General features: G+C 76.4%; 1 protein-coding gene. It reads right to left on the bottom strand.

Features of this window, described 5'->3' with window-relative positions; all coding sequences use genetic code 11:
- Positions 1-24: 24 nt before the first annotated feature.
- Complete coding sequence (locus ACIPYS_RS09420; protein ID WP_400745060.1) at positions 25-15096, bottom strand: type I polyketide synthase; 15072 nt, start codon at positions 15094-15096, stop codon at positions 25-27.
- Positions 15097-15102: the final 6 nt, after the last annotated feature.

Raw genomic sequence — 15102 nt, 5'->3', positions numbered from 1 at the left:
CCTGGTTCGGGTGTCGGGTCGGTGTCATGACAGGCCGAGTTCGTTGTCGATGAGGTCGAAGAGTTCGTCGTCGCTGGCCCCGTCCATCCGGTCCTCGATGGAGTCGGCGGCCGTGCCGTCGCCGCCGGCCGCGGTGGCCGCCGGGTCGAGGCGGCCCAGGAGTTCCCGGAGCCGGTCGGCGAGCCGTGCGCGGTCCGCCGGGTCGTCGGGGACACCGTCGAGGGCACCGGCCAGGCGGTCCAGTTCGGCGAGGCCGGGGAGCGGGCCGGGTCCGGCGTCGACGACGAGTTCGGCGGCGAGGTGCGCGGCGATCGCGGCGGGGGTGGGGTGGTCGAAGAGCAGGGTGGCGGGCAGCGGGTGGCCGGTGGCGGCGCGCAGCCGGTTGCGCAGTTCCACCGCGGTCAGCGAGTCGAAGCCGACCTCCAGCAGGCCGCGGCCGGGCTCGACCGCGGCCGGGCCGCTGTGGCCGAGCACCAGGGCGGCGTGCGAGCGGACCAGGTCGAGGAGGACCCGGACGCGCCGGGGCTCGTCGAGGGAGCCGAGGCGCCGCATCAGGGCCTCGGGCCCGTCGGGGCCGGTGCCGGTCGCGGGACCCGCGGCGCCGCGCCGGGCGGCGGGGCGCACCAGGCCGCGCAGCAGGGCGGGGACGCCGCCGGTGCCGGCCTGGGCGCGGACGGCCGCGGTGTCGAGCCGCAGCGGGAGGAGGACCGGCTCGTCGAGGGTGCCGGCCGTGTCGAAGAGCGCCAGTCCCCGGGCCGGGTCGAAGGCGACGATCCCGCCGCGGGCGATCCGTCGCAGGTCGGCCTCGGTGAGCCCGCCGGTCATTCCGGTGCTGTTGGCCCACAGGCCCCAGGCGAGCGAGCGGCCGGGCAGCCCGTCGGCGCGGCGCCGATGGGCCAGGGCGTCCAGGAAGGCGTTGGCGGCGGCGTAGTTGCCCTGCCCCATGCCGCCGAAGACGCCGGCGATGGACGAGAACAGGACGAACTCGGTCAGCTCCAGGCCGGCGGTGAGTTCGTGCAGGTTGATCGCCGCGTCCACCTTGGGGCGCAGGGCGAGGTCCAGTTGTTCGGGCGTCATGGTGGCGACGACGCCGTCGGCCAGGACGCCCGCGGCGTGCACCACCCCGGTCAGCGGGTGCGCGGGGGGCAGGGCGGCCAGCAGGGCCGCGAGGGCGTCGCGGTCGGCGGCGTCGCAGGCGGCGATCTCGGCGTTCGCGCCCAGGGCGGCGAGCTCGGCGAGGAGTTCCGCCGCGCCGTCGGCGGCGGGGCCGCTGCGGCTGGTCAGCAGCAGGTGCCGGACACCGTGCTCGGCGGCCAGGTGACGGGCGACGTGGGCGCCGATGGCGCCGGTGCCACCGGTGATCAGGACGGTTCCGTCACCGCCCCAGCCGGAGGTGCGCCCGTCGGCGGCCAGCGGTACGCGGGCCAGCCGGGCGAGGTGGACGGCGCCGGCCCGGATCGCGAGCTGGGGTTCCCCGGAGGCGAGGGCTTCGGCGAGCAGGGCGGGCGGGGTGTCGTGGGCGTCCAGGTCCAGCAGGACGAAGCGGTCGGGGTTCTCGGTCTGCGCCGAGCGGACCAGGCCCCAGAGCGCGGCCAGGGCCGGGTCCGGGACGTCGTCGCCGCTCACCGGGACCGCTCCCGCGGTGACCAGGACCAGCTTGGAGCCGGTCAGCCGCTCCTCGGCCAGCCAGTCGCGCAGCAGGGCGAGGACCGTGCCGAGGCCGTCGTGGACCGCGTCGCGGAGGGTGCCGGGCGGCGCGTCCGGGGCCGGGGCGGGCGGGCAGGCGGCCAGCACCAGCCTTGGTGCCGGGGCGCCCGCGTCGAGCAGCGCGGACAGCGCGGCGAGGTCGGTGACCGGACGGCCGGGGAGCGGCGCGGCGCCGGAGAGCAGGGGCGTCCCGGCGCCGAGCACGGTCCAGGACTCCGGGCCGGGGACGGTGCCGGTCGCGGCGCGCTCCGGCAGGGCCTGCCACTCGGGGCGGAACAGCTCCTCGTGGTGTCCGGCGCGGGTGGCCTTGAAGCGGTCGGCCGAGACGGGTCGCAGGACGAGGGAGCGGGCCGAGACCACCGGCCGGCCGGCGGCGTCGGTCGCCCGTACGGCGACGGCGTCGCGGCCGGTGGGGGTCAGCCGCAGCCGGAGTTCGGTGGCGCCGGAGGCGTGCAGGCGCACCCCGTTCCAGGAGAACGGCAGCCAGCCCTGCGCGGGCCCCTCCAGTACGTCGAACACCAGCGCGTGCAGGGCGGCGTCCAGCAGGGCCGGGTGCAGGCCGAACGCGGCGGCGTCCGGTCGCTGCTCCTCCGGCAGGCTCGCGACGGCGTACACCTCGTCGCCGAGCCGCCAGGCCGCGCGCAGGCCCTGGAACGCGGGGCCGTAGGCGAATCCGCCGCCCGCGAACCGGTCGTACAGGCCTTCGGTGTCGAGGGGGACGGCGCCGGGCGGCGGCCAGGCCCCGGCGTCCGCCGGGTCCGCCGGGTCCGTCGGGTCCGTCGGGTCGGGGGCTGCGGCGGAGCCGAGCAGGCCGCTCGCGTGCCGGGTCCAGGGGGCGTCGGGGCCGTCCTCGGCGGCCCGGGCGTGGACGCTCAGCGGGCGGGTGCCGGAGGCGTCCGCGCTTCCGACGGTGAGCTGGAGTGTGACGGCTCCGCCCGCCGGGAGCACCAACGGTGCCTCCAGGGTCAGTTCCTCGACCTGGTCGCAGCCGAGCTGGTCGCCCGCGCGGACCGCGAGTTCCAGGAACGCGGTGGCGGGGAACAGCACGCCCTCGTAGACGCCGTGGTCGGCCAGCCAGGGGTGGCTGCGGACCGAGAACCTGCTGGTGAACAGGAAGCCGTCGGAGTCCGCGAGTTCCGTTCCGGCGCCGAGCAGCGGGTGGTCGACCGTCAGCAGTCCGGCCGCGGGCAGGCCGGCCGCGGCCGGGCCGGCCGGCAGCCAGTAGCTGTCGCGCCGGAAGGCGTAGGTCGGCAGGTCGACGGCCGGGCGGGACGGGCCGCCGGCGTGGACGGCGTTCCAGTCCACGGGCAGGCCCGTGACGTGCAGCCGGGCCAGGGCGGCGGTCGCCGCGGGGGCTTCGGGCCGGTCCTTGCGCAACAGGGGCACCAGCACGGGGCCGCCGGTGGCGCCGGTCAGGCAGTCCTGGCCCATGGCGGTGAGCGCGCCGTCGGGTCCGAGTTCGAGGAACGCGGTGACGCCGTCGCGCTCCAGGTGGCGTACGCCGTCCTGGAACCGGACGGTGCCGCGCACGTGCTCCACCCAGTAGTCCGGCGAGCCGAGCTGCTCGGCGGTGGCCGGCTCGCCCGTCAGGTCGGAGACGACGGTGATGAGGGCCTCGCCCGGGACGGTCCGGGCCACGACCTCGCGGAACTCGGCGAGCATCGGCTCCATGAGCGGCGAGTGGAAGGCGTGGGAGACCCGCAGCCGACGGGTCTTGCGGCCGCGCGCGGCGAGCACGGCGGCGATCTCGTCCACCGCTGCCGCGTCGCCGGAGATCACGGTGGAGGCCGGGCCGTTGACCGCGGCGAGGCCGACCTCGGCCTCGCGGCCCGCGAGCAGCGGCAGCACCTCCTCCTCCCCGGCGGCGAGGGCGGTCATCGCGCCGCCCTCCGGGAGGGCCTGCATCAGGCGTCCCCGCGCGACCACCAGCGCCGCGGCGTCGGGCAGGGTGAACACCCCGGCGACGTGGGCGGCGGCCAGCTCGCCCACGGAGTGGCCGAGCAGGCGGTCGGGACGCACGCCCCAGTGCTCGACCAGGCGGAACAGGGCGACGCCGAGGGCGAACAGCGCGGGCTGGGTGTACTCGGTGCGGTCCAGCAGGCCGTGGCCGGGGTCGCCGGGGGCCGCGTCGATCACCTCCCGCAGCGGGTGGTCGAGCAGCGGGTCGAGTTCCGCGCAGACCGCGTCGAAGGCGTCGGCGAACACCGGGAACCGCGCGTACAGTCCGGCGCCCATGCCGGTGCGCTGGCTGCCCTGGCCGGCGAACAGGAAGGCGGTCTTCGCGGCCGGGCCGGTGACACCGGTCACCAGATCCGCCGACGGCTCGCCCGCGGCGAGGGCGGCGAGCCCCTGGAGCAGGGCCTGCCGGTCCGTGCCGGTGAGGGCGGCCCGGTACTCGAAGGCACTGCGGTTCAGCGCCAGGGAGCGGCCCAGGTCCGCGACGGCGAGGGCCGGGGTCCGCTCCACGTGCCGGAGCAGCCGGGCGGCCTGCTCCCGCAGCGCGTCCGCGCCGCGGGCGGAGAGCAGCCAGGGCAGGGCGGGTGTGTCCGGGGTGGTCGCCGGGGTCGGCGCGGGGGCGGCGGCCGGGGCCGGTTCGGCGGGCTGTTCGAGGATGGTGTGGGCGTTGGTGCCGCTGACCCCGAACGAGGACACCGCGGCCCGCCGGGGTCGGCCGGTCTCCGGCCACGGGGTGTCGTCGGTGAGCAGCCGGACCGCGCCGGCCGACCAGTCGACGTGGGGTGTCGGCGCGTCGACGTGCAGCGTGCGCGGCAGGGTCCCGTGCCGCATGGCCTGGATCATCTTGATGATGCCGGCGACCCCGGCGGCGGCCTGGCTGTGCCCGATGTTCGACTTCAGCGACCCCAGCCACAGCGGCTCCCGCTCGCCGCGCTCCCGGCCGTAGGTGGCCAGCAGCGCCTGGGCCTCGATCGGGTCGCCGAGCCGGGTCCCGGTTCCGTGCGCCTCCACCGCGTCGACCTCGGCGGCGCTCAGTCCGGCATCGGCGAGGGCCGCCCGGATGACGCGCTGCTGGGACGGCCCGTTGGGGGCGGTCAGGCCGTTGCTGGCACCGTCCTGGTTGACGGCGGAGCCGCGTACCAGGGCGAGCACCGGGTGGCCGTTGCGCCGGGCGTCGGAGAGGCGTTCCAGGACGAGCAGTCCGGCGCCCTCGGCCCAGGAGGTGCCGTCGGCGGCGGCGGCGAACGGCTTGCAGCGGCCGTCCTCGGCGAGCACGCGCTGCCGGCTGAACTCCACGAACGCGCCCGGTGTCGACATCACGGTCACCCCGCCCGCGAGCGCCAGCGAGCATTCGCCGGCCCGCAGCGACCGGGCCGCGAGGTGGACCGCGACCAGCGACGAGGAGCAGGCCGTGTCGACGGTCACCGCGGGCCCTTCGAGGCCGAGGCTGTAGGAGATCCGCCCGGACGCCACGCTGCCCGCGCTGCCGATGCCGAGGTAGCCCTCGAACTCCTCGGAGGGTTCGGTGACGCGCGACCCGTAGTCGTGGTGGCTGCAGCCGACGAAGACGCCGCTCGCGCTGCCCTTGAGCGACAGCGGGTCGATGCCGGCCCGCTCGAACGCCTCCCAGGAGAGTTCGAGCAGCAGCCGCTGCTGCGGGTCGATGGTCAGCGCCTCTCGCGGCGAGATCCCGAAGAAGGCCGGGTCGAAGCGGTCGGCGTCGTGGAGGAAGCCGCCCTCCCGTGCATAGGTGCTGCCGACCCGGTCCGGGTCCGGGTCGTAGAGGCCGTCCAGGTCCCAGCCGCGTCCGGTGGGGAAGCCGGTGATCGCGTCCTGTCCACCCGCGACGAGGTCCCACAGCTCCTCGGGGGTGCTGACGCCCCCGGGGTAGCGGCAGCTCATGGCGACCACGGCGATCGCCTCGTCCTCGGGCACCGCGGCGGCCGCGGTCGGCTGCCCGGGGGCGTCGGACGTCCCGGTGGTGGACGTCCCGGTGGTCGACGTCCCGGTGGCGGACGTCCCCGGCAGTTCGGCACGCAGGTGGCCGGCCAGCGCCGTGGCCGTGGGGTAGTCGAAGGCCAGGGTCACCGACAGGCGCAGGCCGGTGGCCGCGGCGAGCCGGTTGCGCAGTTCGACGGCGATCAGCGAGTCGAAGCCGATGTCCTTGAACGCCTGGTCCGGTGCCACCGCCTCGGGCCCGGGGTGGCCGAGCACGGCGGCGACCTCGCGGCGGACCAGGTCCAGCAGGGCCCGGTCCCGTTCCGTCGGCGGCAGTGCGGCCAGCCTCGCGGCCGGCGGTTCGGCGCCGTCGGCCGCGCCCCGGGGTCCGGCGGCGGCGAGCACCGCCCGCACCTCGGGCAGGTCCCCGATCGCGGCACTGGGCCGGAGGGCGGTGAACGCCCGGGTGAAGCGGTCCCAGGCGAAGTCGGCGACCAGGACGGCCGTGTCGTCGTGGTCGAGGGCCCGGCTCAGCGCGGTGGTGGCCGCGGCGGGATCCATGGCGGGCAGGCCGTCGCGGACCAGCCGTTCGGCGACCGCTCCGGAGGCGAGGCTCTCGCCGCCCCACAGGCCCCAGGCCACCGAGGTGCCGGGCAGGCCCAGGTCGCGGCGCCGCCGGGCCAGGGCGTCGAGGTAGGCGTTGGCGGCGGCGTAGCTGCCCTGGCCGGTGCCGCCGAGCGTGCCGGCCAGCGAGGAGAACAGCACGAAGGCGGTCAGGTCGAGGTCACGGGTGAGCGCGTCGAGGTTGCGTGCGCCGTCGAGCTTGGGGCGCAGGACGCCGGCCGCGCGTTCCGGGGTGATCGAGTCGATCACCCCGTCGTCGAGGACGCCCGCGGTGTGCAGGACGGCGCGCAGCGGGCGCTCGGCCGGAATCCCGGCGAGCAGTTCCGCCAGCGCGTCGGGGTCCGCGACGTCGCAGGCCACCGCGGTGGCGGCGGCGCCGAGTCCGCGCAGTTCGGCCAGCAGGGCGTCGGCCCCCGGGGCCTGTGCGCCGCGCCGGCTGGTGAGCAGCAGGTGCGCGGTGCCGGTGCGGGCGAGCCACCGGGCGATCTGGGCGCCGAGCCCTCCGGTGCCGCCGGTGATCAGGACGGTGCCCTCGGGTGTCCAGTCGCGTACGGGGGCGGTGTCACCGAGTCCGGCGTGCACGACCCGGCGGCCGTAGAGGCCGGTGGCGCGCACCGCCAGTTGGTCCTCGCCGTCGGGGCCGGTCAGTGCTTCGGCGAGCCGGGTCGCGGCCCGCTCGTCGAGCCGTCGCGGCAGGTCGACCAGGCCGGCCCACCGCTGCGGGTACTCGACACCGGCGACCCCGCCGAGGCCCCAGACCAGGGCCTGGAGCGTGCTGTCGATCCGGTCGGAGCGGCCGACCGACACCGCGCCCCGGGTGGCGCACCAGAGCGGGGCGTCGGTACCGAGGTCGCCGAGGGCCTGGAGCAGTGCGACCGTCAGGGTGAGGCCGAGGGGGAGCGCCGATCCGTCGCCGTGCGGTTCCTCGGCCAGGGCGAGCAGCGACAGGATTCCGGCGGGCGGCCCGTCGGGGTGCTCGTGGGCGTCGCGGAGCAGGGCGGCGAACCGGGTCCGGTCGGTCGCGTCGGGGCCCGCCTCGACCAGGACGGGTGCGGCGCCGTTCCGGCGCAGGGAGTCCACGGCGAACGCGACGGCCGGGTCGTCGACGGCTCCGGCCGGGGCGACGACGAGCCAGCTGCCGGTCAGCCGGGGCTGCTCGGGTGCCGGCAGGGGCTTCCAGGCGACCCGGTAGCGCCAGCTGTCGGCGGTCCGGTCGCCCGCCCGGCCGCGCGCCCACGCGGCGAGGGTGGGCACCAGGGAGGCGAGGGAGGCCCTCGGCTCGCCGTCCTCGACCCGCAGGGTGGTGGCGAGGGCGTCCAGGTCGCCGCGGTCGACCGCCTCCCAGAAACCGGAGTCGGCCGGGCCGGTGCCGGTCGTGGCGTCGGTGCCCGTGACGGCGTCGGCGGGCCGGTCGGGGGTGGTGTCGAGCCAGTAGCGCTGCTGCTGGAAGGCGTAGGTGGGCAGGGGGCGCTTGCGCGCGCCGGTTCCGGCGAACACCGCCTCCCAGTCCACCGGCAGTCCGCGCACCTGGAGTTCGGTGAGCGCGGCGAGGAAGCGGCCGGGGCCGCCGTCGTCGCGGCGCAGGGTGCCGACGACGGCTCCGTCGGCGGCTCCGGCCGCTTCGACGGCCTCCTGGAGCCAGACGGTCAGCGCGGGGTGGGTGCTGCACTCGACGAAGGTGTGGTGCCCGTCGGCGACGAGCGCGTCGACCGCGCGTCCGAACTCCACCGGCCGGCGCAGGTTCTCGTACCAGTACGCGGCGTCCAGGCCCAGGGTGTCCAGGGGACCGCCGGTGACCGTGGAGTAGAACGGGATGTCGGCCGTCCGCGGTGCGGTGCCGCCGAGGAGGGTGAGCAGTTCCTCGCGGAGCTCCTCCACCTGGGGCGAGTGTCCGGCGAAGTCCACGCCAGGGACCGGCCAGGTCAGGACGCCCGCCTCGGAGAACTGGTCGCGCAGCCGTTCCAGTGCCGCCGGGTCGCCGGAGACCGTCACCGACGTCGGCCCGTTCACCGCGGCAACGTCGAGCGCCGGGTAGCCGGCGGACAGTGTGTCGCGCACGGCTTCGACCGGCTGCGGCACGAACAGCATGCCGCCGCGCCCGGTCAGGGCCAGCAGGGCCCGGCTGCGCAGGGCGACGATCCGGGCCGCGTCGTCCAGCGAGAGCGCGCCGGCCACGCAGGCGGCGGCGATCTCCCCCTGGGAGTGGCCGACCACGGCGTCGGGGACGATCCCGTGCGCCCGCCACAGCTCGGCCAGCGACACCATCACGGCGAACAGCACCGGCTGCACCACGTCCACCCGGTCCAGCGGGGGCGCGTCGGGCTCCTCCCGCAGGACCGCGAGCAGCGACCAGTCCAGGTACTGGGCGAGGGCGCGTTCGCAGGCCGCGACCCGGTCGGCGAAGGCCGGGGCGCGGTCGAGCAGCTCCCGGGCCATGCCGGCCCACTGGGACCCCTGGCCGGGGAACACGAAGACGGTCCTGGCCTGCCGGGCGACGGTGCCTTCGACCAGGCCGGGTGCGCGCTCTCCCGCGGCCAGCGCGGCCAGGCCGCCCAGCAGGGTCGCCCGGTCGTCGCCGACGACGGCCGCGCGGTGCTCGAAGGCGGTCCTGGTGGTGGCCAGGGAGTGCCCGACGTCGGCGGACGACAGCTCCGGGTGCTCCGTCAGGTACGTGTGCAGCCGCTCCGCCTGGGCCTTCACCGCCTCGGCGGTCCGCCCGGACAGGACCCACGGCACGGCGGACGCCCCGGGTACGGGCGCGGGGGCGGGTACGGGGGCGGGCTCGGACTCGGCGGGCGGCTGCTCGATGACGACGTGGGCGTTGGTGCCGCTCAGGCCGAACGAGGACACGCCGGCCCGGCGCGGCCGGCCGGTCTCCGGCCAGGGCGTGGCCTCGGTCAGCAGGGCGACGGCGCCCGCCGTCCAGTCGACGTTCGGGGACGGCCGGTCGATGTGCAGGGTCCGCGGCAGCTCGCCGTGCTCCATCGCCAGGACCATCTTGATGATGCCGCCGACCCCGGCGGCGGCCTGGGTGTGCCCGATGTTCGACTTCAGCGACCCGAGCCGCACCGGCCGGTCGGCCGGCCGGTCCTGGCCGTAGGTGGCCAGCAGCGCGTCCGCCTCGATCGGGTCGCCCAGCCGGGTACCGGTGCCGTGCGCCTCGACGGCGTCCACGTCGGCGGCCGTCAGCCGGGCGTTCGCCAGCGCGTCGCGGATCACCCGCTGCTGGGCCAGGCCGCTGGGCGCGGTCAGCCCGTTGCTCGCGCCGTCCTGGTTGATCGCCGAGCCGCGCAGCACCGCGAGCACCGGGTGGCCGTTGCGGCGGGCGTCCGAGAGCCGTTCCAGGAGCAGCAGGCCCACGCCCTCGGCCATGCCGAAGCCGTCCGCCGCGGCGGCGAAGGACTTGCAGCGCCCGTCCTCGGCCAGCCCGCGCTGCCGGCTGAAACCGGTGAACGACAGCGGGGTGCCCATCACCGTGGCGCCGCCCGCCAGGGCCAGCGCGCATTCGCCCGAGCGCAGCGACTGCGCGGCGAGGTGGACCGCCACGAGTGACGAGGAGCAGGCCGTGTCCACGGTCACGGCGGGCCCCTGGAGGCCGAGTTGGTAGGCGACCCGCCCGGACAGGACACTGGTGGAGATGCCCGCGACGATCAGGCCCTCCACTTCCTCGGGGACGTCGCGCAGCGTGCCGCCGTAGCCCTGGTAGGAGGCGCCGGCGAAGACCCCGGTCGGGGTGCCGTGCAGGGTCGTCGGGTCGATGCCGGCGCGCTCGATCGCCTCCCAGGCGGTTTCGAGCAGCAGTCGCTGCTGCGGGTCCATGGCCAGGGCCTCGCGCGGGGAGATCCCGAAGAACCCGGGGTCGAAGCGGTCCGCGTCCCGGACGAAACCGCCCGCGGCGGCGTAGCTCCGGCCGGGCCGGTCGGGGTCCGCGTCGTACAGCGCGTCGAGGTCCCAGCCCCGGTCGGACGGCAGGCCGGAGACGGCGTCGCGCCCGTCGGCGACCAGGCGCCACAGGTCCTCGGGGGTGCGGACGCCGCCGGGGTAGCGGCAGCTCATGGCGACGATCACGACGGGGTCGTCGTCGGCGGCGGGTGCCGCCGCGGGGGGCTGCCGGACGGCGGCCGGCTCCTCGGCGGCGCCCAGCAGTCCGGTCTCCAGGCGCCCGGCGAGCGCCGTCGCCGACGAGTAGTCGAAGACCACGGTGACCGGGAGCCGCAGGCCGGTGGCGGTGTTGAGCCGGTTGCGCATGTCCACGGCGGTCAGGGAGTCGAAGCCCAGGTCGCGGAAGGCGCGTCCGGCGGCGACCGCGTCCGGCGAGTCGTGGCCGAGGACGGCGGCCGCGTGCGTCCGGACCAGGTCGACCAGCACCCGGGTCCGCTCGGCCGCCGGGAGCGGCTCCAGCCGCTCGCGCAGCGCCGAGGGCGTCCCCCCGGTGCCGGCCCCGCCGGTCTCCGGTTCGGCGGCCAGCGCGCCGCGCACCTCGGGGAGCTCCCCGATCAGCGGGCTGGGGCGCGCCGCAGTGAAGACCGTCGCGAAGCGGTCCCAGTCGATGTCGGCGACCACGACCACCGTCTCGTCGTGGTCCAGGACCTGCTGGAGCCCGGTGATCGCGACCGCGGGCGGCATGAAGAGCACGCCGTGGCCGCGCAGGGTGTCCTCCGCCAGTTCGGCCGCCATCCCGCCGGCCCCGTCCTCGGGGCTCCAGATGCCCCACACCACGGAGGTCGCGGCGAGGCCCCGGCTCCTGCGGTCCTCGGCGAGGCCGTCGAGGTAGGCGTTGGCGGCGGCGTAGGCACCGTGGACGGCGCTGCCCCACACCCCGGAGATGGAGGAGAACAGCACGAACGCGTCGAGCGTGTCCCGGTCGAAGAGCAGGTCCAGGTTCCGGGCCCCGCCGACCTTGGCGTGCAGGGTGCCGGCGACCTCCTCCGCGTCGGTGTCGGGCAGCGGCACCAGCAGCCCGCCCCCCGCGGCGTGGAAGACGGTGCCGATCCGGTGACCGTCCTGTTCGAGGCCGTCCTTCAGGGCGCGCAGGGCCTCCAGGTCGGCGACGTCGCACGAGGCCAGGGTGACCCGGGTGCCGAGGGCGGCCAGTTCCTCGACGAGCTCCGGCGCACCCGGCGTGTCCGCGCCGCGCCGGCTGACCAGCACCAGGTGCCCGGCTCCCCGCCGGGCCAGCCAGCGCGCGATCTGCGTGCCGATCCCACCGGTGCCGCCGGTGATCAGCACGGTGTCCCCGGGCCGCCAGCTCCGCCGCGGCGCGGTGTCCCCCAGGGCGGACCGGACCAGCCGCCGGCCGTGGCAGCCGGTGGCCCGGACGGCCACCTGGTCCTCGTCCCCGGCCTCGCCGGCCAGCACCCGGCACAGCCGCCGGGCGGTGTCCCGGTCCAGGACCTCCGGAAGGTCGACGAGGCCGCCCCAGCGCTGCGGGAACTCCAGCGCGGCGACCCGGCCCAGGCCCCAGAGCAGGCTCTGCGCGGCGCTGACCCCGCCGCCGGTGTCCGTGCCGCCGACCGACACCGCGCCCCGGGTCGCCCACCACAGGGGCGCGTCGGTTCCGGCGTCGCCGAGGGCCTGCACCAGGGCCAGGTTGAGCGCGGTACCCAGCGGGACGGAGGGGTGCGCCGAGTGCGGGCGCTCGTCCAGGCCCAGCAGCGACAGCACTCCCGCCACCGGGCCGGGCAGCGCGTCGAGGGACGCGCGCACCCGGTCGGCCAGGACGGCGCGCTCGGCCTCCGCCGCGGTGATCCGTACGTGGACCACCGCGGCCCCGGCCTGCTCCATGGCGTGGACGGTCGCCTCCGACCGGCGCACCCCGTCCTCGGGCTGACCGTCGGACGACAGCACGAGCCAGCTGCCGTCCAGCGCGCCCGGGGAGCCCTCGGGCAGGGCCCGCCAGGTCACGCGGTAGCGCCAGGAGTCGACCACCGAGCGCTCGGTGCGCTCGGTGCGCCAGGTGGCGAGCGCGGGGAGCACCACGTTCAGCGGGTCCTCGGGCGTCACCCCGAGGGTGGCGGTGAACCGGTCCAGGTCGCCTCCGCCCAGGGCCTCCCAGAAGTCGTCGCCCGCCGAGGGCGTCCCGGACGGACCGCCCGCCCCGGGGCCGGTGTCCTCCAGCCAGTACGGGCGGCGCTGGAACGGGTAGGTGGGCAGGGAGACGCCGTCCGGACGGTGTCCGGCGAACACCCGCTCCCAGTCGGGCAGCAGGCCGCCCACGTGGGCCTCGCCCAGGGACGTCAGGAAGCGGTCGAGACCGCCCTCGCCGCGCCGCTGTGTACCCACGATCACGGCGGGGCCCTGCGCGGAGTCGGCGACGTCGGCCGCGTCGGCGGTCTGCTGGACACCGAAGGTGAGCACGGGGTGCGGGCTGGACTCGACGAAGAACCGGAAGCCCTCCCCCAGCAGCGTCGTGGTCGCCCGCTCGAACTCCACCGTCTCCCGCAGATTGCGGTACCAGTACCCGGAGTCCAGGGCCTTGGTGTCCAGCCAGTCGCCCGTCACCGTGGAGAAGAACGGCACCGCACCCGGGAGGGGGGTGATGCCGGCCAGGTCCGCGAGCAGCTCCTCGCGGATCTCCTCCACGTGCGAGGAGTGCGACGCGTAGTCGACCTCGATCGCGCGCGCCCGCACACCCTCGGAGACCAGCTTGTCCACCAGCTCCGTGACCGCGTCCGCGTCACCGGAAACCACCGTCGACGAGGGGCCGTTGACCGCCGCCACCGACAACCGCCCCGCCCAGGAAGCGATCCGCTCCCGCACCCCGTCCACCGGCAACGGCACCGAGGCCATACCGCCAAGACCCGCCAGAACCTTGATCGCGCGGGAACGCAGCGCCACCACCCGCGCCCCGTCGTCGATGCTCAGACCGCCCGCCACCACCGCCGCTGCGATCTCGCCCTGGGAATGGCCCACCACCGCGTCCGGAACGACGCCGAACGAACGCCACACCTCCGCCAACGACACCATCACCGCCCACAGCACCGGCTGCACCACATCCACCCGGGCGAGCAACCGCTCCGAGCCCAGCGCCTCCACCAACGACCAGTCCACGTAAGGCGCCAGAGCACGCCCGCACTCCGCCATCCGCCCCGCGAACACCGCAGACCCGGCCAGCAACTCCGCAGCCATCCCCACCCACTGCGAACCCTGACCCGGGAACACCAGCACCGAACGACCCGACGACACCCCGTCGCCCCGTACCAGTCCCGGCAGGGACCGGCCCTCGGCCAGGGCCTTCACGCCGTCGAGCAACTCGCTCCGGTCTCCGCCCACGACCACGGCCCGCCGCTCGAAGGCGGTACGCGTGAGGGCGAGGGCGCGGCCGGTGTCGTCGGCCCGCAGAGGTCCGGGACGGGCGCTCAGGTGGGCCAGCAGGCGGGCCGCCTGGTCGCGCAGCGCCTCGTCGGTGCGCCCCGACAGCACCCAGGGAAGCGGGTGCGCGTCGCCACCGGCCGCAGGTCCGGCCGGTTCGGCCGGTTCGGCGTCCTCCACCGGGGCCTGTTCCAGGATCAGATGGGCGTTGGTGCCGCTGACGCCGAAGGCGGACACCCCGGCCCGGCGCGGGCGTTCCGTGCCGTCCCAGGCGCGGGCCTCCGAGAGGATCTCCACGGCTCCCGAGGACCAGTCCACCATGGGCGTCGGCCGGTCCGCGTGCAGGGTCCTGGGCAGTTCGCCGTGCTCCATCGCCAGCACCATCTTGATGACGCCGCCCACTCCGGCCGCCGCCGAGGTGTGGCCGATGTTCGACTTCAACGAGCCCAGCCACAGCGGTCGTTCGGCGGGCCGGCCCTGACCGTAGGTGGCCAGCAGGGCCTGCGCCTCGATCGGGTCGCCGAGGGTGGTGCCCGTGCCGTGCGCCTCCACCACGTCCACCTCGGACGCGGTCAGACCCGCGTCCGCCAGCGCCGCCCGGATCACCCGCTGCTGCGACGGACCGCTCGGCGCCGTCAGACCGTTGCTCGCACCGTCCTGGTTCGTGGCCGAACCCCGGACGACGGCCAGCACCGGATGCCCGTTGCGCCGGGCGTCCGACAACCGCTCCAGCAACAGCACGCCGGCACCCTCGGACCAGCCGGTTCCGTCCGCGCCGGCCCCGAACGCCTTGCAGCGTCCGTCGGCCGACAACGCGCGCTGGCGGCTGAACGCCACGAACGCGTCGGGGGTCGCCATCACCGACACCCCGCCGGCCAGGGCCAGCGTGCAGTCGCCCGCCCGCAGGGCCCGGATCGCCAGGTGCAGGGCGACCAGGGAGGAGGAGCAGGCCGTGTCCACGGTGACCGCGGGCCCTTCCAGGCCCAGGGTGTAGGCGATCCGGCCGGAGACCACGCTGCTCGCGGTCCCGGTGTCCAACAGGCCCTGGACCTCGGGGAGGTGGCGCGAGCCCGCCCCGTAGCCGTTGCCGATCGCCCCGAGGAAGACGCCCGTGGCGGTGCGCCGCAGCGTGCGGGGGTCGATCGCGGCCCGCTCGACCGCCTCCCAGGCGGTCTCCAGTGCCAGCCGCTGCTGCGGGTCCGTCGCCAGGGCCTCGCGCGGCGAGATGCCGAAGAACTCCGCGTCGAAGTCGGCCGCGTCGTGGAGGAAGCCGCCGTGCCGGGTGTACGAGGTACCGGGCCGCTCGGGGTCCGGGTCGTAGAGGCCCTCCAGGTCCCAGCCGCGGTTCACCGGCCAGGCGGAGATCGCGTCGGCACCCCGGGAGAGCAGGTCCCACAGCAGTTCCGGCGTGTCGGCGCCGCCGGGGTAGCGGCAGGCCATGGAGACGATGGCGATCGGTTCGTGGCGGGCCTGCTCGGCCTCGCGCAGTTGCCTCCGGGCGTCACCCAGGTCCGCGGTGGCGCGCCTGAGGTAGTCGAGCAGCTTCTTGTCGTCGGACATCAGGGA

The sequence above is a fragment of the Kitasatospora sp. NPDC089913 genome (assembly GCF_044748625.1).
GTDB lineage: Bacteria > Actinomycetota > Actinomycetes > Streptomycetales > Streptomycetaceae > Kitasatospora.
The sequence above is the reverse complement of the archived record's forward strand: the minus strand, read 5'-3'. Positions and strand labels throughout refer to the sequence as shown.